This is a genomic window from Mesorhizobium shangrilense, from assembly GCF_040537815.1.
Taxonomy (GTDB): Bacteria; Pseudomonadota; Alphaproteobacteria; order Rhizobiales; family Rhizobiaceae; genus Mesorhizobium; species Mesorhizobium shangrilense.
Genome location: NZ_JBEWSZ010000001.1, coordinates 1,212,577 through 1,232,227, shown reverse-complemented (window position 1 = coordinate 1,232,227; position 19,651 = coordinate 1,212,577). Strand labels below are relative to the sequence as shown.

16 protein-coding genes are annotated in these 19,651 nt (G+C 61.7%); 6 read left to right on the top strand and 10 right to left on the bottom strand.

All coding sequences use genetic code 11. From position 1 onward, the window contains the following. Window positions 1-47: 47 nt before the first annotated feature. The 3 genes from ABVQ20_RS06245 to ABVQ20_RS06235 are packed head-to-tail and all read right to left on the bottom strand — an operon-like array spanning window position 48 to window position 3,443. Window positions 48-1,421 carry an MlaD family protein gene (locus tag ABVQ20_RS06245; protein WP_354458675.1) on the bottom strand — a complete coding sequence of 458 codons (1,374 nt, stop codon included), beginning with the start codon at window positions 1,419-1,421 and terminating at the stop codon, window positions 48-50. Between the two features lie 14 nt (window positions 1,422-1,435). Next, window positions 1,436-2,248: an ABC transporter ATP-binding protein gene (locus tag ABVQ20_RS06240; RefSeq protein ID WP_435528325.1), complete on the bottom strand. Its 813-nt coding sequence runs from the start codon at window positions 2,246-2,248 to the stop codon at window positions 1,436-1,438. A 7-nt stretch (window positions 2,249-2,255) separates the two neighbouring features. After that, window positions 2,256-3,443 carry an ABC transporter permease gene (locus tag ABVQ20_RS06235; protein WP_354458673.1) on the bottom strand — a complete coding sequence of 396 codons (1,188 nt, stop codon included), beginning with the start codon at window positions 3,441-3,443 and terminating at the stop codon, window positions 2,256-2,258. A 78-nt stretch (window positions 3,444-3,521) separates the two neighbouring features. Here ABVQ20_RS06235 and dgcA point away from each other — a divergent pair, with 78 nt between their 5' ends. Next, entirely contained in the window at window positions 3,522-4,505 is a 984-nt protein-coding gene (dgcA, locus tag ABVQ20_RS06230) for an N-acetyl-D-Glu racemase DgcA (RefSeq protein ID WP_354458672.1), read from the top strand. Here the strand turns inward: dgcA and ABVQ20_RS06225 are convergent. Continuing rightward, a complete protein-coding gene (locus ABVQ20_RS06225) occupies window positions 4,476-5,690 on the bottom strand; it encodes an MFS transporter (protein WP_354458671.1) in 1,215 nt (404 codons plus the stop codon). The genes dgcA and ABVQ20_RS06225 overlap by 30 nt on opposite strands. 128 nt (window positions 5,691-5,818) lie before the next feature. Next, entirely contained in the window at window positions 5,819-6,634 is an 816-nt protein-coding gene (locus ABVQ20_RS06220; protein ID WP_354458670.1) for a UDP-2,3-diacylglucosamine diphosphatase, read from the bottom strand. Between the two features lie 120 nt (window positions 6,635-6,754). Between ABVQ20_RS06220 and ABVQ20_RS06215 the strand changes: the two genes are divergently transcribed. From ABVQ20_RS06215 to ABVQ20_RS06200, 4 genes are all read left to right on the top strand, one after another. Further along, window positions 6,755-7,534, top strand: coding sequence for an SDR family oxidoreductase (locus ABVQ20_RS06215; RefSeq protein ID WP_354458669.1), 780 nt, complete (start codon window positions 6,755-6,757; stop codon window positions 7,532-7,534). A 186-nt stretch (window positions 7,535-7,720) separates the two neighbouring features. After that, a complete protein-coding gene (locus ABVQ20_RS06210) occupies window positions 7,721-8,209 on the top strand; it encodes a P-loop nucleotide/nucleoside kinase family protein (RefSeq protein WP_354458668.1) in 489 nt (162 codons plus the stop codon). A gap of 249 nt (window positions 8,210-8,458) precedes the next feature. Then, entirely contained in the window at window positions 8,459-10,783 is a 2,325-nt protein-coding gene (locus tag ABVQ20_RS06205; protein ID WP_354458667.1) for an NADP-dependent malic enzyme, read from the top strand. A gap of 109 nt (window positions 10,784-10,892) precedes the next feature. Beyond that, window positions 10,893-12,092: a DUF2865 domain-containing protein gene (locus tag ABVQ20_RS06200; protein WP_354458666.1), complete on the top strand. Its 1,200-nt coding sequence runs from the start codon at window positions 10,893-10,895 to the stop codon at window positions 12,090-12,092. On the opposite strand, the gene gltX is transcribed toward ABVQ20_RS06200, so the two are convergent. From gltX to ABVQ20_RS06180, 4 genes are all read right to left on the bottom strand, one after another. Then, window positions 12,010-13,383, bottom strand: coding sequence for a glutamate--tRNA ligase (gene gltX / locus ABVQ20_RS06195; protein ID WP_354458665.1), 1,374 nt, complete (start codon window positions 13,381-13,383; stop codon window positions 12,010-12,012). The genes ABVQ20_RS06200 and gltX overlap by 83 nt on opposite strands. Window positions 13,384-13,515: 132 nt before the next feature. After that, complete coding sequence (locus ABVQ20_RS06190; protein WP_354458664.1) at window positions 13,516-15,321, bottom strand: ABC transporter ATP-binding protein; 1,806 nt, start codon at window positions 15,319-15,321, stop codon at window positions 13,516-13,518. Between the two features lie 446 nt (window positions 15,322-15,767). After that, the gene (locus ABVQ20_RS06185) at window positions 15,768-17,450 is read right to left on the bottom strand and encodes an NAD+ synthase (RefSeq protein WP_354458663.1); all 1,683 of its coding nucleotides are present in this window, start codon (window positions 17,448-17,450) and stop codon (window positions 15,768-15,770) included. A gap of 85 nt (window positions 17,451-17,535) precedes the next feature. After that, on the bottom strand, window positions 17,536-18,249 hold the full coding sequence (locus ABVQ20_RS06180) for a DNA-3-methyladenine glycosylase I (RefSeq protein WP_354458662.1): 714 nt from the start codon (window positions 18,247-18,249) through the stop codon (window positions 17,536-17,538). A 190-nt stretch (window positions 18,250-18,439) separates the two neighbouring features. On the opposite strand from ABVQ20_RS06180, the gene ABVQ20_RS06175 reads away from it, so the two are divergent. Continuing rightward, complete coding sequence (locus tag ABVQ20_RS06175; RefSeq protein WP_354458661.1) at window positions 18,440-19,045, top strand: DedA family protein; 606 nt, start codon at window positions 18,440-18,442, stop codon at window positions 19,043-19,045. Here ABVQ20_RS06175 and ABVQ20_RS06170 read toward each other — a convergent pair. Next, complete coding sequence (locus ABVQ20_RS06170; RefSeq protein WP_354458660.1) at window positions 19,042-19,629, bottom strand: hemerythrin domain-containing protein; 588 nt, start codon at window positions 19,627-19,629, stop codon at window positions 19,042-19,044. The two genes, ABVQ20_RS06175 and ABVQ20_RS06170, sit on opposite strands and share 4 nt — an antisense overlap. Between the last annotated feature and the right edge of the window lie 22 nt (window positions 19,630-19,651).

The following is a 19,651-nucleotide window of genomic DNA, read 5'->3' as shown; positions in this document are numbered from 1 at the left end:
GCCGCAGTGTATCTGCCTTGCGTTCTTGGGGCGAGCGGAGGCCGAAGTCAACGCCGCGCCCTGCCATCAAACTGTCGAACCTCGCCATCGCCGCCGGAAAGGATCCGCTGTGGATTGCGGCTGAGGTCGGTCACCGCCTCTTCGATACGGCCGATGGAACGGCGGCTGTCCTGCACCAGCGCCTCCACATTCGACAGGCCCTGGCCGGAGAACCGTGACACATTGTCCAGGATGGCGCCAAGGCGGCCGTTCAGCGTGTCGGCAACCTGCTTGAACGACTTCAGCGTGTCCCTGGCATCGGCCATCACACCGTCAGCCTGGCCGGACCCCAGCAATGTATCGACCTTGGCCAGGATGCCGTCGACACGCACCGAAGCATCATTGAGGCGTTGCGCCAGCTGGCGCGCGTCCTTGACCGTCTGGTCGATATCATCGGCCCTGTTGGCGATCTTGCTGGTCACCTGGGCGATGTCGGCGGCGGCCTTGTTGGCATTCGCGCTTGCTTGCTGGATGTTGGCCAGGGCAGAGCGAAGCTGGGCCGGGTCGACACCATCGAGAACGCCATTTACCTTGGTCAGCGTGCCCTGTGTCTTCTGGGCAAAATCGTTGATCGATCCAACAGCCGTATCGACATTCTTGATGACCGTGTCGAACTGCTTCGAGGTTTCCTTCAGATTCGCCGTCACCGTATCGACATTGGCGACGATGCTCTTGATCTGGTCCTTGTCGACCGCATTGAGCAGCCCTTCCGCTGCCTTCAGCGTACCATCGAGCTTGCCCGAAACGCCCTTCAGCTCATCGGAAAGCGAACTGACGCTGGACAGGAACTTGTCGATTCCGTCCGAATTCTTGGCCAGCGCATCGGAGAATGTCTGCACGTTCTGGACGGTCTGCGTCAGCGGTCCGCGAACGTCCCTGGTAAACCCTTCCAGATCCGAAAGCACCTTGTCGGCACGGCTGAAGATGGTCTGTGCGGTCTGTAGAAGGTTGGTGACGGCCGACGGGTTCGCAATGATCTCGGCGACCTTGCCCTCCTTTTCGGCCTGATCGAGGAGCTTCACCTCCTTGGGGTCGGCGCCCTTCAATTCGATATTGGCCTGCCCGGTCAGACCAGCAAGACCGATGTCGGCCTGCGTCGACTTGGTGATCGGCGTCATGCGGTCGATTTCAGTATCCGCGATGGCCACCGTCGGGTTGTCAACGTCGATATAGACGCGCTTCACGTCACCGACCTTGACGCCGTTGAAGAGCACGAAACTGCCGCGACCGAGGCCCGAAGCCGAGCCAGGAATGCGCACGCGCAGCAAGGTGGTCTCTCCCTTGTCGCCGATCGCCGCCGTCCAATAGACGAAAGCAAAGGCGGCTAGGATCGCAACCAGTGTGAAAATGCCGACAATGACGTAGTTGGCTCTGGTTTCCATTGCTTCACTTATGGCTATGCGCGTGCCGCAAGATCAAGTTGTCGGGCGCGTTTTCCGCGGAAATACGATTTTACCCACGGCTCTTCGCTCTTCAGCATGTCATCGATAGTGCCTTCGACCAGCACTTTCTTGTTGCCGAGCACCGCAACGCGGTCGCAAGCGGTAAACAACGTGTCGAGATCGTGCGTGACCATGTAGACGGTCAGGTCCATCGTATCGCGCAGCTTGACGACCAGTTCGTCGAACTCCGCCGCGCTGATTGGATCGAGACCTGATGTCGGTTCGTCCAGGAAGACGATGTCGGGGTCGAGAGCTAGTGCCCGGGCGAGTGCAGCGCGCTTGATCATGCCGCCGGACAGTTCGGACGGGAATTTCCGCGCCGCGTCCGGGGGCAAGCCGACCAGTTCGACCTTGAGCATCGCCAGCTCGTCCATCAGCTTTCGCGGCAAATCGAGATACTCGCGCATCGGCACCTGCACGTTCTCCAGAACCGTAAGCGCCGAGAACAGAGCGCCGTGCTGAAAGAGGACCCCCAGACGCATGTCAATGCGCAGGCGGTCCTTGTCGCTGGCCTTTTCGACGTCGACATCGAACAGCTTGATCGTTCCCGACTGCTTCCGCGTCAAGCCAAGGATGGTGCGCAACAGAACGGACTTGCCTGCGCCCGAGGCGCCGACAAAGCCGAGAATCTCGCCGCGCCTGATATCAAGCGACAATTTGTCGAGAATGACCTTGTCGGCGAAGGACACGGTGATGTCGCGCGCGGAGAGCACGATTTCGCTCTCGTCGTTCTCCTCGAAAATCCCGGTATTTCTCTTGCTTCGCATCGCCATCTCAGAACGCGATCGCCGCATAGAAGATGGCAAACAGGCCATCGAGGATGATGACCACGAAAATCGACTTCACCACCGAAGCGGTGACATGCTTGCCCAGCGATTCGGCGCTGCCGCCAACCTTCATGCCTTCGACGGAAGCGATCGTGCCGATGATCATGGCCATGAAAGGCGCCTTGATCAGGCCGGCGAAAATGGTGCTGAGGTCGATAGCCACGCGCAGCCGGTCGAGGAAGGCAGCTGGTGAAATACCGGAGTAGAGCCAGGCGGCCGCGATGCCGCCGCCGAGCGCGGCAAAATTGGCGATGATCGTCAGGCACGGCAGTGCGATCACCAGCGCCACCAGCCGCGGGAACACCAGCACGCCGATCGGATTGAGCCCGATGACCTTGAGCGCATCGACTTCCTCGCGCATCTTCATCGAGCCGATCTCGGCGGTGATGGCGCTGCCGGAGCGGCCGGCGATCATGATCGCCGTCATCAGCACACCAAGTTCGCGCAGGATCAGCACGCCGACCAGGTCGACGACAAAGATGTCGGCGCCGAAATAGCTGAGCTGGTAGGCGCCTTGCTGGGCGACGATCGCGCCGACGATGGCCGACATCAGCACGACAACCGGGATGGCCCCGACCCCCATGCGATCGATCTGGTTGAAGATCGCCGCCATATTGACGCCGTGACCACGGCCAAGCTTCATCTGCGCGCCACGGATGGTGGCGCCAAGGATGTTCATCGACGAGAGGAAATCGTCGCGCATTTCGTAGACACGCCGGCCGATCGCCTCAAGCGCGCGGATGATGATGTTGGGCGGCCGGACGGGACCGGAATCAGGGGCGCGTCGAACCGCGTCGCTGACAGCTTCAAGCAGGATCGACGCGACCTCGCTCTGTCCCTGCATCCGGATTTCAGCGCCGTGCTTTTCGAAGGCGCTGACGAGGCGGTCGATGAGCCAGGCACCGGCGGTATCAATTTTCTCGATCTTTGAAAGATCGAGCGCCAGCGTCTTGAATCCACTCCGCTTTTCGATCTTGCGCATCTCGGCGTCGACCAACGCGACGGTGCGTGTCGTCCAAGTTCCGGAAAAGGCGCAGCCGAGAACGCCACCCTCATCACCGACGGCGACGCGAGGCTGGTGGTCAGCCTCATTGGCGGTCGTGCCACTTGCGTCGCGTTTGCCGATGGTCAACATGGCGTCCTGTTTAGCCTGACGAAACCAACCTGTCGATTTGCCGACAAGCTCGTTGTCACATAGCCGGAGCAAAAAAATATGGCGCGTGTCATTTCGGTTGAGGCCGAGCGCTTTCCCATCGCCGGGATATTCACCATTTCGCGCGGCTCGAAGACCGAGGCCGAGGTCATCACCTGCACCATCGGCGAAGGCGCCCATACCGGTCGCGGCGAATGCGTCCCCTACAAGCGTTATGGTGAGACCATGGATGGCGTCCGTGACGCGATCCAGGCGATGAGTGGCAGGATCGCAGATGGTATCAGCCGGGCGGCCCTCCTCGACGCCATGCCGGCAGGAGCCGCCCGCAACGCCATCGACTGCGCGCTGTGGGACCTGGAGGCAAAGAGGAGCGGAACATCGGTTGCCTCTGCGATTGGCGCGGCTCCCACAAGGGCACTTGAGACCGCCTACACGCTCTCGCTCAGCGAGCCGGAGGCAATGGCGGCGCAAGCCCGTGCCAATGCGGCGCGGCCACTGCTGAAGGTCAAGATCGGCGGCGACAATGACATCGCCCGCATTCGTGCCGTCAGGCAGGCCGCACCCGACAGCCGCATCATCCTCGACGCCAATGAAGGCTGGACCGACGAGAACATCGTCGCGAACCTCGCCTTCGCCGCCGAGCAGGGAATCGCGCTGATCGAGCAGCCACTGCCGGCAGGCCATGACGAGATCCTGCGCCACATCGCGCATCCCATGCCGATCTGTGCCGATGAAAGCGTGCATGAGGCGAAGAACCTGTCGGCACTTGTCGGCCGCTACGATGCCGTCAACATCAAGCTCGACAAATCAGGCGGCCTGACGGCGGCCCTTGTCCTGCGCGATCGCGCCCGTGAATTGGGTTTTGGCGTGATGGTCGGCTGCATGGTCGGCACGTCGCTGGCGATGGCGCCGGCCGTCCTGCTGGCCCAAGGCGCCGAATTCGTCGACCTCGATGGTCCGCTGCTGCTTACCCGCGACCGCGTGCCCGGCCTTGTCTACCAGGGATCGTTGGTCTCACCGCCCGAGCCGGCGCTGTGGGGCTGAGCGCGCCGCAAGGCCGATAAGCGCCAATCCGATCAAGGCGACCGGGATCATTGCAAAGAAGCCGTCCACGCCGAAACGATCATAGAGCGGACCAGACGCCAGCGTCACCACCGCCATGAAGAAGCCGTTGGAGAAATAGGCGATGCCTTGCGCGGCACCCGTCCGCTCCTCGGAGATCGTTTCACCGATCATCTTCTGCAAGCCGATCAGCACCAGCGCCACTGAAACCGAATGCAGCGACTGCACGGCAAAGAAACCGGTGACGCCGAGGCCGAGCGGCCACACCAGCGGAAAGGCGATCCACCGCACAATGGCGCCAATTCCCGCCATCACCATGATCGACACGACGGAGAACGAATTGAAAAAGCGGGTGAACATCATGAACATGCAGACTTCGGACACCACGCCCCAGGCCCACAGCAGGCCGACCACTGAATCGCTGATGCCGATCGATTTCCAGTAGATCGAGACGAATCCGTAGAGGAATGCATGGCTGGCGGTGATGACGCCGACGCCAATGGAAAAATACAGGAAGTAGGGATTCAGCAGCTTTGGTGCTGAATGCTGGATATCGGTGGCCGAAAGTGGCGACGAGCGCCTGGGACGGCCGAGCCGCGGCGCGAACAGGCCGGCGACAAGGGCCGCCGCCAGTGCCACGAAGATGATCACCGGCACGGCGCGCGAGCCGGTCGCCGACAGGATGAATCCTCCAGCGACATTGGCGCACAAATAGGAGATCGATCCCCATTTGCGCATGCTCGTGTAATTAGAGCCGAAGCGGCGCACGCCCGACAGCGCCAGCGAATCGGCAATCGGCGAATGCGGCGTCCAGACAGTGGTGAGCACCAGCGATACCGCCAGCACGATGGCGTAGGTTGGCGGCAGGAAATAACCGGCCGATAGCAGCAATGAAGCCGCCACCAGCGCGATATAGACATCGGCGCGGTCGCCGGCCTTGTCCGCCAGCGCCGTCAGCAATGGCGTCGTCACCACGCGCAGGAACATGGGAGCGGCCAGGATGACCGCGATCTGCTCGGCATGGAAACCCTTGGCCTGCAGCCACAGCGGAAAGTAAGGCAAGTGGGTTCCAAGCGGCACGAAGAGCGTGGCGAAGATCAGGCTCATGCGCAGTTCGAAATGGCTGGGCTTGACGAGTTGTTCTGGGGAGAGCGGCGGCAGGGACATGAATCGATCCAATTACGCGGCCTTCGACCGGACGGCCGGCTGCGTAGATCGATCCCTTAACATGGCGGAAAACCGGACGAAACCGGCTGGACTAATCGATTGATGCTGAAAACGCAGGGAATTCCGCGTCAGGCCGCCTGCCCTACCCGACCTTCGATCAGCATCGGGATGAACGGTTCGTCGGGCGCCTCCGGCAACACCTGCGCCCAGGTCAGGATTTCCATCCGGCCATCGAAATGCTCGACCACCGCCGTGCAGCTTTCCACCCAGTCGCCGGTGTTGATGTAGCGTACGTCCTCGAAATTCTCGATCGCCGCATGGTGGATGTGGCCGCAGATCACGCCGTCGACATGCGAGCGGCGCGCTTCCTCGGTCAGCACCGTCTGGAACGAGCCGATGAAGTTCACCGCCTTCTTGACCTTGACCTTGGCCCAGGAGGAAAACGACCAGTAAGGCAGGCCGAGCAGCTGGCGAAGCCGTGTCACCACCCGATTGACGATCATCGCCGCATCGTAGGCATGATCGCCAAGATAGGCGAGCCAGCGCGCATTGTGGACGACGGTGTCGAACTGGTCGCCATGGATGACGAGAAGGCGCTTGCCGTCGGCCGTTTCGTGGATGGCGCGGTCGGCGACGACTATGCCGCCGAAATGCACGCCCTGGAACTGTCGCGCGAACTCGTCATGGTTGCCGGCGATGTAGGTGATGCTGGCGCCCTTGCGCGCCTTGCGCAGCAATTTCTGCACGACGTCGTTATGGCTTTGCGGCCAGTGCCAGCTCCTCCGCAACCGCCAGCCATCAACGATATCGCCGACGAGGTAGATGATATCGGCATCATGATATCTGAGGAAATCGATCAGGAATTCAGCCTTCGCCGCCTTCGACCCAAGGTGGACGTCGGAGATGAACATGCTGCGGAAAGTGCGGGGCTCTTGGCCGGACATCGATTTGTCACCGTTGCTTTCGCCCAGCCTATGCCTCGATTCATGCAACAACCGTATGACGGTTGCGATTGGTCCAGCCCCAAGAGTAGGTTGCCGCCAACTCATCAGGAGAAATTCGTCATGGATCTCGGTATTCGCGGCAAGAAGGCCATCGTTTGCGCATCGAGCAAAGGACTTGGAAAAGGCTGCGCCATGGCGCTGGCCGAAGCCGGCTGCGATATCGTCGTCAACGGGCGCAACGCCGAACTGGTGGCCAAGACCGCCGCGGAACTGCGCGAGCGCTATGCTGTGACGGTAACGGAAGTCGTCGGCGATGTCTCGAAGCCGGAAGTGCAGAAGGCACTGCTTGCCGCCTGTCCCGAGCCGGACATCCTCGTCAACAACAATGGCGGCCCGCCACTGCGCGATTTCCGCGAACTGGATCGCGCGAAGATCCTCGAAGGCGTTACCCAGAACATGGTGACGCCGGTCGAACTGGTCCAGGCGGTCATCGACGGCATGGCGGCGCGCGGCTTCGGCCGCATCGTCAACATCACCTCGCTGTCGGTCTACGTTCCCATTCCGGGCCTCGACCTGTCATCCGGCGCACGCGCCGGCCTGACCTCGTTCCTCGCCGGCGTGGCGCGAACGGTGATCGATCGCAATGTCACCATCAACAACATGCTGCCGGGCAAGCTCGACACCGACCGGCTGCGCGGCCCCCATGAAGCCGGTACAGTCGAAGATCCGGCAGCCGCCACCGCGCGCAAGACCCGCATCAGCGCCGACGTACCGGCCAAACGGCTGGGCACGCCGGAGGAGTTCGGCCAGATCTGCGCCTTCCTCTGTTCGGTCCATGCCGGCTACCTGACGGGACAGAACATACCCGTCGATGGCGGTCTCTACGTCAGCGCCTTTTGATCAACGCGTTCGAGACACAGCAGCACCCGGCAATGTCCGGGTTTGAACCGTCATGACCTTGCTTGTTCACAAAACGGATGCCGCCTTTCGCGGCCGAATTAACCGCCCGGCCTGATACGTTGGGCTGGGTCTTTCCGCATGTGAACATCAACGGCGTGCAACACGCCAAGCACTGGGTCTATTCATATGTCATCGAACAAACCGAAGCTGCATCTCCTATGCGGCAAAATTGCCGCCGGTAAGTCAACGCTTGCAGCCCAACTCGGCAACCTGCCCGGTACTGTCGTCGTCAGCGAGGATCATTGGCTTTCCCGGCTTTATCCAGGAGAAATGACTTCCGTCGCCGATTACGTCAACCGCTCTGCTCGCCTTCGAAACGCTATGGAATTGCATCTGATCGATCTGCTGAAATCAGGCGTTTCGGTTGTGTTGGACTTTCCGGCGAATACGCCGGCAAATCGCGCATGGATGCGAACGATATTTGAGCAGGCAGGAGCCTCCCACCAACTCCATTACTTTGACGTCTCTGATGCCGTCTGCAAGGCGCGTCTTCGGGCGCGGAATGCCAGCGGGGATCATGAGTTCGCGGCGACCGACAAGCAATTTGATCTCATCACGAGCCACTTTGTGGCGCCGACACCCGATGAGGGTTTCACCGTCGTGATCCATCGGTGAATACCCGGTCAAAGTCTGCCGTCGGGCCTCTACCGCGCGATGGCAGGCCGGCGCCAATCCATCCGTTTCGGAAATTCGAACTGCGCCAATGCTCAGAACTCATCTGGGACGAAATCGGCATAAGTATCTGACTCACATAGATTTTCGATGCGCCAGCGCGCAAAGTCGCCAGCGCGTCATTTAGCGTCGCGAAAAACCTTGGCCGCATGCTAAAAGGAATCTCGACGCAGGTACCGAGGGAGCGGCCGCATGGAAGGCGACAACAAGAAAACGGCACGATCGGACCTCGACGAAGCCGCCCTTTACTTCCACAAATACCCGATACCGGGAAAGCTCGAGATCCAGGCGACAAAGCCGCTCGGCAACCAGCGTGATCTGGCGCTTGCCTATTCACCCGGCGTCGCGGCGCCCTGTCTCGAAATCCGAGATGATCCCGCGACCGCCGCCGACTATACGGCGCGCGCCAATCTGGTCGGCGTGGTTTCCAACGGTTCGGCCGTGCTCGGCCTCGGCAATATCGGTCCGCTCGCCTCCAAGCCGGTGATGGAAGGCAAGGCGGTGCTGTTCAAGAAATTCGCCGGCATCGACGTGTTCGATATCGAGATCGATGCGCCGGGCATAGACCGCATGGTCGAGACGATCTCGGCGCTGGAGCCAACCTTCGGCGGCATCAATCTCGAGGACATCAAGGCGCCCGAGTGCTTCGAGGTCGAGGAGCGGCTGAAAGCCCGCATGGGCATACCCGTCTTCCACGACGACCAGCATGGCACCGCCATCATCGTTGCCGCAGCCGTGCTGAACGGGCTGGAATTTGCCGGCAAGACCATCTCGGACATCAAGATCGTCACCTCCGGCGCCGGTGCGGCTGCCCTTGCCTGCCTCAACCTCCTGGTCTCGCTTGGCGTGCGGGTGGAAAACATCTGGGTTACCGATCGCTTCGGCGTTGCCTACAAGGGCCGCGTCGACGAGATGGATCGCTGGAAAGATCCCTATGTGAAGGACACCGAGGCGCGCACGCTGGCCGACGTTCTGCCGGGCGCCGACGTGTTCCTCGGCCTTTCGGCCGCGGGCGTCCTCAAGCCGGAACTGCTGGCGCTCATGGCGCCAAAACCGCTGATCCTGGCGCTCGCCAACCCCAATCCCGAAATCATGCCGGAGGCGGCGCGGGCGGCACGTCCCGACGCCATGATCTGCACCGGTCGTTCCGATTTTCCCAATCAGGTCAACAACGTACTGTGCTTTCCTTACATCTTTCGCGGAGCGCTTGACTGCGGTGCCAGCGCGATCAATGAAGAGATGAAGATGGCGGCGGTTCGGGCGATCGCCGCCCTTGCCCGTGAAGAACCCTCCGACGTCGCCGCCCGCGCCTATTCCGGCGAGACGCCGATCTTCGGGCCTGACTTCCTGATCCCTTCGCCGTTTGATCCACGCCTGATCCTGCGCATCGCTCCGGCCGTTGCCAAGGCGGCCTGCGACACCGGTGTTGCAACCCGCCCGATCGCCGACTTTGCCGCCTATATCGACAAGCTCAACCGCTTCGTCTTCCGCTCCGGCCTGGTGATGAAGCCGGTGTTCTCGTCGGCAAAGGCGTCGAACGCCAAGCGTGTCATTTATGCCGACGGCGAGGATGAGCGCGTGCTTCGTGCCGCCCAGGTGGTGCTGGAAGAAGGCATCGCCGAGCCGATCCTGATCGGCCGCCCGCATGTCATCGAGGTGCGGTTGAAACGCTATGGGTTGCGCATCAAGCCTGGCGTCGATTTCGGCCTGATCAATCCCGAGGACGACCCGCGCTACCGCAATTATGTCGACCTGCTGATCGAGCTCGCAGGCCGGCGCGGCGTCACGACGGAAGCCGCCCGCACCATGGTGCGCACCGACAACACGGTGATCGCCGCGCTCGCGCTGAAACGCGGCGATGCCGACGCCATGATCTGCGGTCTGGAGGGGCGCTTTGCTCGCCATCTGCGCAATGTCACGCTGATCATTGGCCCCCGTGCCGGCATCAAGGATCACGACCTGTCGACACTATCCATGCTGATCTCGCAGCGCGGCGTCATCTTCCTGACCGACACCTACGTTTCCGTCGACCCGACGGCCGAGGAAATCGCCGAGATGACGGTTCTCGCGGCCGAAGAGATCAGGCGATTTGGCATTGAGCCAAAGGCTGCCCTGCTCTCATTCTCGGATTTCGGCTCTCGCGACGCACCGAGCGCCCTCAAGATGCGGCACGCTGCAGCGATCCTGGCACGGATCGCGCCAGACCTGGAGTGCGACGGCGAAATGCATGCCGACTCCGCCCTGTCGGAGTCCCTGCGCCAGCGGGTTTATCCGCACTCACGGCTGAAGGGTGAAGCCAATCTTCTGGTGTTCCCCAATCTGGATTCCGCCAACATCACACTCACAGCGCTGCGCACGATGATGGATGCCCTGCATGTCGGCCCGATCCTGCTCGGCACCGACAAACCGGCGCACATCCTGACCCCGTCGGTGACATCGCGCGGCATCGTCAACATGACGGCGCTTGCCGTTGTCGAAGCGGCCCAGAAGGCCCAGGCGACGGTCAATCTGGGCTGAAGTATATCGCCCCCTGTGGATCGCATCAGGTCCGTCGCCAAGCTTAAGAAACAGTTAACTGCGAGCGCGGTAGGTTTGACGGCGAACAGGCAGGCGGAGTTCGGGGCGGATGACCAACGGAGGGTGGAAGCAGGCGCATACCGCCGTTCTGCTCGGCGCCTTGGCGTTTTCTTGTCTTGCCATATCCCAGCCGCTGGCGGCGTCCCGCGTCTGCCGCCAACTCGAAGCCGATCTCGCGGCAACCTCCGGCGGTGACGGCAAGCCGGCCCTCATCGGCAAATATGACGATGCGATTGCCCGGCAGCGCGAGCAGATTTTCAAAGCGCGCAGCCAATCCAGCAGTGCGGGCTGCGGCTTCTCGCTCTTCGGCAGCAATGTCACCGAGTGCGCGGCGCTCAATGCCAGCATAGACCGCATGAATGCCAATCTCGATGTCCTGCAAAGCAAGCGGGCAAGGCTTGCCAGCGGCGGCGGCTCTCGCCGTGATCGCGCGCGCATACTGGCATCGCTCGACGCCAATGGCTGCCGGGATGGAGCGGTTCCCCCGAGGCGTAGCCCCATCGAGGCCTCCAATAACGAAAACGACAACGGAAATCTGTTCAATCAGCTTTTCGGCGGCGACAGAAGCCAGATCGAAGCGCTGAACCAACCGGACAACCCAGGCGAACAAAACAACGGCCGTCAGGTGCTCAATCAGCCCGCCATGGACTTGCCGCGCTCTGGCGGCGAATTCCGCACAATGTGCGTGCGCACCTGCGACGGCTATTTCTTCCCGATGTCGAACGCGGCTTCGGCCGGCGATTTCGAGCGCGACCAGAAGAATTGCGAATCGAGCTGCCCGGGCACCGAGATGCAGGTCTTCTACTCGCGCGGCATGGACGACGATTCGGCGTCCATGACGTCGTCGGTAACCGGACGGCCCTATGGCGAACTGCCGACCGCCTATCTCTACAAGACGCCCAACATATCGCGCCCGCCGGCCTGCGGCTGCAATGCCGCGCGGAATTTCCAGATCATCGCCGGCAATCCGCCAAATCCGGAACAATCGCAGCCGACGACGGACGCCACGCCATTCGTTCCAGTGCCACTGGTGAAACCCGATCCGGGCGCCGATCCGGAAACCCTGGCCAATGCCGAGGGAGGGCTCGACCGCGAAGCGATCAAGCGCCTGACCTTCAAACCTGCCACCTCGCCCGTGTCGGCGCTGCCGCCGGAACAGCGCAGGATCAGGGTCGTCGGGCCATCGTTCCTTCCCGACCCAGCAGCGGCAATAGATCTGCGAGCTCCGGCCCCGAAGACAGTCCAGTAAGCGCAAGCCTGAGCGGCATGAACAGCGCCTTGCCCTTGCGGCCGGTCGCTTCCCTGACCTTGGCCGTCCAATCCTTCCAGATCGTCGCGGTCCACGGGTCTTCCGGCAGCAGATCGAATGCCTGGCGAAGGAAATCGCGGTCGTCGTCGGAAAACTCCGGTTGCTCCTGCGGACCCTCGCGCAGGACGCGCCACCAGCTTGCCGCATCGGCCAATCGATCGAGATTGCCGCGTACCGCCAGCCAGAACGGCTCGGCCTGTTCACCGGATATGCCGAGCACCATCAGCCGGTCATGCGCCTCGGAGAACGGCATGTGATGAAGCAGCGTCCGGTTCAGAACGAGAAGCTCATCCGGGTCGAACTTGGCTGCTGACTTCGACGTCGCGGCCGGATCGAAGCGTTCGGCGAGCTCATTCATCGTTGGCACGGCCGTGACATTTTCCGACGTGCCGACCAGAACCGCCAGCGAGGCGACCGCCATCGGTTCGATGCCGCTCTCGCGCAGGCTCTCGATGGACAGCGCCCCGGTCCGCTTCGACAGGCCCTCGCCCGAGGTCGTCGTCAGAAGATTGTGGTGACCGAACACCGGCGGCTCGGCCCCCAGCGCCTTGAACAGAGCTATCTGCACGCCCGTATTGGTGACGTGGTCGTCACCGCGAATGACATGGCTGATGCCCATGTCGATATCGTCGACCACCGAAGGCAGCGTATAGAGATAGGTTCCGTCCTCGCGCACCAGAACGGGATCGGAAAGCGACGCAAGGTCGACGGTTTCCTCGCCCCGAGCCAGGTCGTTCCAATGGACTTCCGTGCGCTCCGGCTCCTGCGGATCCCCGGCAAAATTGGGCAGCAGGAAGCGCCAGTGCGGCCGGCGGCCATCAGACTGGTACTCGGCGATCTGCTGCGAGGTGAGCGTCAATGCTTCCCGGCCGTAGACCGGCGGCAGGCCTCGCGTGCGGCGCACCTTGCGCCGCAGGTCAAGCTCTTCCGGTGTTTCATAGCACGCGTAGAGAAGACCCGCCTGTTTCAGCTTCTCCACCGCGGCATCGTAGACCTCGAAACGCCGCGACTGATACTCCGTCGCATCCTGGAAAATTCCCAGCCAATGCAGGTCGTAGAGTATGGCGTCGGAAAACTCCTGCTTCGAGCGCGCAAGGTCAGTATCGTCGAAGCGCTGGATGAAGCGGCCCTTGTTCTTCATGGCAAACAGCCAGTTGAACAGAGCGGTGCGCGCATTGCCGATATGAATGCGGCCTGTGGGCGACGGGGCGAAACGTACGGTAACGGTCATGAGTGGGGCGTACCGGATGCTTTTGTTGTTGACAAGACACGCCCCCGCGCCGAGCGGCAGACATAGAACATGCCGGGCGGAATGAAAAGGCTACAGCGCCGCGCTGGACGCGCGGCGCGGTGCACAAGTAGATCAGATCACCAGGCCCTTGGTCAGTTCCAGCGCCTGGCGCTCGAACAGGCGCCGGTAGATGCCGCCCTTCAGCCGGATCAGTTCGTCATGCGAGCCTTCTTCGACGATGCGGCCGCGATCGAACACCAGCAGCCTGTCGAGCGCCCTCACCGTCGAAAGCCGGTGCGCGATAACCAGTGTCGTGCGGCCAACCATCAAGCGCTCCATCGCTTGCTGGATCAGCACCTCTGATTCCGAATCGAGGCTTGATGTCGCCTCGTCCAGGATCAGAATCCGCGCATCGGCCAGAAACGCGCGGGCGATCGCCACGCGCTGGCGCTCGCCACCAGACAGTTTCACGCCGCGTTCGCCAACCAGCGTGCCATAACCCTTCGGCAGATTGACGATGAAGTCATGCGCGCTGGCGAGCCGGGCGGCGTGCTCGATCTCGGCCTGGCTGGCGTCCGGCCGGGCATAGGCGATGTTCTCCGCCAGCGACCGGTGGAACAGGATTGGCTCCTGCTGGACGATGGCGATCTGCCCGCGCAACGACGCCTGCGCCACCTTGGAAATATCCTGTCCGTCGACAAGAATTTGCCCGGCGTTCACGTCGTAGAGCCGCTGTATCAGCTTGACGAAGGTTGTCTTGCCCGAACCGGAGTGACCGACCAGCCCGACCCGTTCCCCCGGAGCGATATCCACCGAGAAATCGCGATAGAGCGCCGACCGGTGGCTGCCATAGTGGAAGGTGACATTGTCGAAGTTGATGTGGCCTTCGGTGATCTGGATCGGCTTGGCGCCGGGTTGGTCCTCGATGCCCAGCGGTTCGGACTGGAAATCGACCAGTTCCTCCATGTCGTTGATCGAGCGCTGCAGATTGCGGATGTGCGTGCCGATGTCACGCAGATAGCCCTGCAGCACGAAGAACGAGGTCAGCACGAAGGCGACATCGCCAGCGCTCGCTTGCCCCCATGACCACAGCAGAAGGACAAGGCCGATCACCGCCGCCCTGAGCAGCAGCAGCATTGTTCCCTGCGTCGTGCCGTTGACGGTGCCGCGCACCCAGGTCCGCCTTGTGCGGCCGCGCCATTTGGCGACAACCTTGGCAAGGCGGGCTTCCTCGCGTGTCTCGGCGCCAAAACCCTTCACCACCGCATTGCAACTGACAGCGTCGGCGAGCGAGCCACCCATGCGCGTATCCCAGGTGTTGGCAAGCCGGGCCGCCGGGGCGACATAGCCCAAAGAAAGCATCGCAGTGACGATGATGAAGAGCACCGAGCCGGCCGCTACCACCACGCCCATCATCGGCCAGAACCAGCCGAGCAGCAGCGTCGAGCCGACCAGCATCACCAGCGAAGGAAACAGAGCAATGAGGATCGTGTCGTTGAGCAGGTCGAGCGCCCACATGCCGCGCGTCACCTTGCGCACGGTCGAGCCGGCGAAGCTGTTGGCGTGCCAGTCGGTGGAAAAGCGCTGAACGCGGTGGAACGCATCCGCCGCGATATCCGCCATCATCTTCAGGGTCAGGTCAGTGATCCCCATGAAGGCGAGGTTGCGCAGCACGACGCCGGTCAGCGCCAATGCCACCAGCATAGAGAACGCGGCCATCGCGGCATTCCATGCCACCTCGTCCGCGGACGCACTGCTGGCCACGGCATCGACCAGCCTACCGGAATAGAGCGGCGTCATCACGTCGGCCAGCGTCGACAACAGGAAGGTGCCCATGATCAGCGAAAGCCGCCACGGCTGGCGCCGCCAATGGATGAGCGTGAAACCAAGAACGCTGCGAAAGGCGCTTGCGCGCAGATCGATTCGAAAACGAGCCATGATGTCATTCGGGCGCAAACGAGCCCGGTCCCAGTAAGTTTGAAAATTGAAGAACCGCTGACGGGCTAATGATTGCCCAATGCGGAGTGGTGTATTTGGCGACGCGCCCGCAATCGGGCGGCGACCGGCATCGGCATAAGCCTGTTCTCAATCCGGCTTCCGCGCTAAGGGAAACCCCTCGCGGTGCGCCGGTAGAGACCTAGGCTTCGCGGCCTCGCATTACCATTTCAAATACTGCCATTCGGACCTCCCGCAAAGAATCGCGGAGAAGCCCTTATAGAGACGCCTTTGGGCATCGCCAAGGCGAACCCATGCCAAAAATGCAACTGGGCCAACCACTGAGATTATTTTGCAACAACGACGGGTTGTACACCGTCGTGGCCCAGCCTCATTCAGCAGCGCGGTCCTAACCGGACGGCATAGTTTGAAGCTTGAGGAAACAGTGTCTAGCCGCGATCCCGAAACCTGTTGGTTATGGGATAGCGGCGGTCGCGGCCGAAATTCTTCCTGGTGATCTTCACACCGGGTGCGGCCTGCCGGCGCTTGTACTCGGCGATGTAGAGCAGATGCTCGATGCGTGTCACCGTCGCACGGTCATGGCCGCGCGCGACGATGTCGTCGACGCCCATCTCGTTCTCGACAAGACATTCGAGGATGTCGTCCAACACCGGATAGGGCGGCAGCGAATCCTGGTCCGTCTGGTTCTCGCGCAACTCTGCCGATGGTGCCTTGTCGATGATATTGCTCGGGATCACTTCGCCGGAGGGGCCGAGCGCGCCTGGCGGCACGTGCGAATTGCGCCAGCGCGACAGGGCATAGACTTGCATCTTGTAGAGGTCCTTGATCGGATTGAAGCCGCCATTCATGTCGCCATAGAGCGTGGCGTAACCGACTGACATCTCGCTCTTGTTGCCGGTGGTGACGACCATCGATCCGAACTTGTTGGAGATCGCCATCAGGATGGTGCCGCGCGCACGGCTCTGCAGGTTCTCTTCGGTAATGCCTTCCTTGGTGCCTTCGAAAAGCTGCGTCAGCGCGTGCATGAACCCTTCGACCGGCTCGAAGATCGGCACGATGTCATAGCGGCAGCCGAGCGCGCGGGCGCAGTCCTCGGCGTCCTTGAGCGAGTCCTTCGACGTATAGCGATAGGGCATCATGACAGCGCGCAGCCGCTCTTCGCCAAGCGCATCGACGGCAAGAGCGGCGCAGATCGCCGAATCAATGCCGCCGGACAGGCCGAGCACGACATTCTTGAAGCCGTTCTTGTTGACGTAGTCGCGCAGGCCCAGCATGCAGGCGCGATAGTCCGCCTCCTCCTTGTCGGGAATTTTCGACATCGGCCCTTCGGAGCAGACCCAATGATCGCCTTGTCTCTTCCAGGTGGTGACGTCGACCGCTTCCTCGAACTGGCTCATCTGGAAGGCCAGCGTCTTGTCGGCGCCGATGGCGAACGACGCGCCGTCGAAGATCAGTTCGTCCTGGCCGCCAAGCTGATTGGCATAGATGATCGGCAGGCCGCATTCGATGACCTGGCGGATGACCACCTGGTGGCGGACATCGATCTTGGCGCGATAGTAGGGCGAGCCGTTCGGCGCCAGCAGGATTTCCGCTCCGCTCTCGGCCAGGGTTTCGCAGATAGCGACATCGCCCCAGATATCCTCGCAGATCGGAATACCCAGCCGCACCCCGCGAAAATTGACCGGTCCCTGGATCTCAGGCCCGGCCTGGAACACACGCTTCTCGTCGAATTCGCCGTAGTTCGGCAGGTCGAGCTTGTAGCGCTCGGCGAGGATCTTGCCGCCATCGGCAACGATGATCGAATTGTGCGTCCCGCTCTTTCGCTTCAATGGCGTGCCGACGATGACGCCCGGCCCGCCATCGGCTGTATCCCCGGCAAAATCTTCGGCCGCCCGTTCGCACGCCCTGAGAAACGCCGGCTTCAACACCAGATCCTCTGGCGGATAGCCGGCGAGGAAAAGCTCGGTGAAGAGAATGATGTCAGCGCCCTGGCGGGCGGCATCCGCCCTCGCCTCGCGCGCCTTGGCGAGGTTGCCGGCAATATCGCCGACAGTTGGATTGAGCTGGGCAACAGCGATGCGCAGGATGTCGGGAGCGGTCTTCTTGGTCATGTCAGCGGGTTTAGCGCGGCAGAATTCGCCGGGCAATGGCGTTCGTTTGGACCACCCGGGCCGATCGCCGGATGTCGATCATGTCCTACTCGCCCATATATTCGCGCAGCGATTCCGGCGAGTGGTTCTCGCCGATCGACATCGCCAGGATGCGCGAAATATGCCGGCGCGGCAGGCCGGTTTCCGCTGCCCAGGCGTTGATCTGGCTCTGAATCTTGTCGAGGTCCTTTTTCGACGTCGGACTTTCGGCGATATCGAGGCCGGCGTCGCGCAATGCCGCCGACATATCGCCCGAAATGACAAAGGCGTCCCAGTTCAGCCAGCGCAGAAAATACTGGCCGGTGTTGCCGCCGAGCCGGCTGCCGTGCTTGCCGAGGTAGGCCATCAGTCCGACCTGATCGTCAGCCGGCCATTGCGCAAGGAACTTGCCAAAGCCGCCATGCTCCTTCGACACACGCTCGACAAAGGCCGCGTTGTCACGAACGGATTTGATCTTCTGCGGATTGCGCACGATGCGCTTGTCGGCGGTCAGGTCGTGCCAGAAATCATCAGGCTGGAACAACAGCCGTTTCGGCTCGAAGTGGAGAAAGGCCTCTTCGAAGCCCGGCCATTTCTGTTCGATGACCCGCCAGACGAAGCCTGCGGCAAAGATGCGTTCGGCCATTGTCGAGAGAATGCGATCGTCCGCGATGCCGGCCACCGCCGCATTGTCGGGCGCCAGGCCCAGAAGCGACGCAAGCTGCGTCTCCCCACCCTTGCGTTTTGCCGCACGCAGACGAATTTTCCGAAAATCGGCCATCGCCCCCTCGCCAGTTACCGCGAATGTACCACTTCCCGTAGACGCCGGCAGCCTCTACGTCTGTCGTCGACATAGCTATGGGGACGAGCATGAACAAGGCGAGAGGAGGCCTGCCAAACCGTTGGGCGAGGCAACGGATGGACGGCCTTGACGCGCTCGACTATATGCTGCCGCAACAGCGGTCAGCTTCATGACCGAGTTCGTCCACCATCTCATCGAACAATACGGGCTTATCGCCGTTTTTCTGGGATGCGTCGCCGAAGGCGAAAGTGCGGCGATCCTGGGTGGATTTTTCGCACATCAGCATCTGTTCGTTCTCTGGCATACCGTCCTTGCCGCCGCGCTGGGTGCCTTTGCCGGCGACACTTTGTTCTTCATTCTCGGGCGAAGCTTCGCCGAATATCCGTTCGTGGTCAGGCTGCGAAAACGCCCGGGCTTCAGGCGCGCCTACAGGCTGGTCAATACGCACCCCAACATCTTCGTCCTGTCGAACCGCTACATCTATGGGCTGCGTCTCGTCGGCGGCATAGCGGCTGGGCTCTCGCGGATAGGAATGGTGCGCTTCGTCGTCCTGAACGCCATATCGTCGATGATCTGGGCGATCCTGTTCAGCAGCATCGGCTACGTTTTCGGACTGGGCGCGGAGCAGATCGTCGGCAAGGCCCTGGCGCGCCACGAGAAATTGCTGATCGGCCTGGCCATCGGCGTGACTGTAGCCGTCATAGCATGGTTGATTGCCCGCCATCTCTCAAGGAGGGAACGTGGCAAGGAGGCCAGGGAAACGGCAGCATCCTAATCGATGCCAAGAGCGCGGTCGCCGCGATCAAGGATCAAGGGGATGATCAGGTCTTCCTCATCGGCAAGATGCCGGGTCAGCATGGCGATCAGCCGGCTGTTCTCGTCGGCATAGGCATCCGCCGCGAATCGCTGTTTGTCCTCGCTCTCCTGAAGCGTTCGGATGAAGGCGTTCGCCGCTTCGGCATTGCGCTCCAGTCCCTCGTGGATGGTGTGGTGATCAGCATCGAGGATGTCGAAGCCATGCTTCAATCGGGTCTCGGCCTTGGCAAAGACCGGGAAGTAATGGTGGTCCTCGACATTGTGATGGCCATCGAGATTGCCGAGGAAGTGGTTGAGACGCGGTGCGAACCAGCGCGCGAAGTCCGGCGCTGTCAGCCTGCCCTCGCGGTAATCACCAATGCCATTGGCCAGCATGCCGCCGAGATCGCGGAACATGTCGTGCCGCTGCAGCCACATATTGGCGATGCCGTGGATGTTGGCATGACCTTGCCAATTTTCACGCGGGTACTTTTCCACCAGCCAGCGCAGATCGTCCGGCAGGCCAGCACGTTGCAACAGCAGAAAGTTACCGGTTTCGCTCATGACAGTCTCCTTTGGTAACTGC